1 protein-coding gene is annotated in these 915 nt (G+C 45.2%); it reads right to left on the bottom strand.

Annotated elements, in window-relative coordinates:
- Positions 1-175 precede the first annotated feature (175 nt).
- On the bottom strand, positions 176-915 hold a 740-nt coding region (locus tag AB4496_RS29240; protein ID WP_372133627.1), incomplete at its 5' end, for a DMT family transporter.

Below are 915 nucleotides of genomic sequence, written 5' to 3'. Positions count from 1 at the left end.
CCAATCACAGTAAGTAAGTGATCAAAAATAGCGTAGGAAAAAAGCTTGAGAACAAGGCAGCATTTTTCGATAAGTAGTTATTCTACAATCAAAAATTCTAACGAAGTTATCGAGATTCTTAACAAGCTAGGGTGACCAGTTAGTTACTACGATTGGTATAATTTTGGTTGACACATTACCTCTCTAATGCTGTTCGTCTACGGAACTTAATCAACTCAGGCTTTTTCACCACCAGATAAACAGCGGTTGCTGACAACGCGAAGCCTATTGCGCCATAAATGTCGAATGACTCTCCAAAAATGAGCCACGCTTGGATGGCTGTCGTCGGTGGCACTAAGTAAAACACCGATGCCACACTTGAAGAAGCGCCATGCTCTACCATGTAAAGCAGCAAAAGGATGGCAACACAAGACAGAACCACCACCAGCCAGATTAGAGTCAACGTGAATTCTACAGTCCAGTTCACTTGCATAGTTTCGTAACGCATTGCGAACGGTAGAAACAACGCAGCAGAAGCCAAGTATTGCACCATCGCACCGCCGACCATATCTGTCCCCTGACAGAAGCGCTTCTGATACAAAGTGCCGCAGGTAATACCCACCAAAGAAACCAAACACAATAACGTTGCCAGGCCTTTTTGGTCGTCTGACTGCCATTCAATATTGCCCATCAACACCAAGCTAATACCCGCAAAACCGAGCGCTAATCCCAGCCACTGTGCAAAATTAAAACGCTGTGAAGTACAGCTGATCATTATCAATGCCGTCAGAATCGGTTGTAAGCCAACAAGTAGAGAACTCAACCCGGCGGGCATACCCATATCAATCGCGAGATAAGTGCCACCAAGGTAGAAGCCATGAATCAAAATGCCCACCACACAAGCGTGAAAAAATGCTCGACCACGAGGAATACGAC

Source organism: Vibrio sp. 10N.222.46.A1 (assembly GCF_041473595.1).
GTDB classification, from domain to species: Bacteria; Pseudomonadota; Gammaproteobacteria; order Enterobacterales; family Vibrionaceae; genus Vibrio; species Vibrio tasmaniensis_A.
The sequence above is the reverse complement of the archived record's forward strand: the minus strand, read 5'-3'. Positions and strand labels throughout refer to the sequence as shown.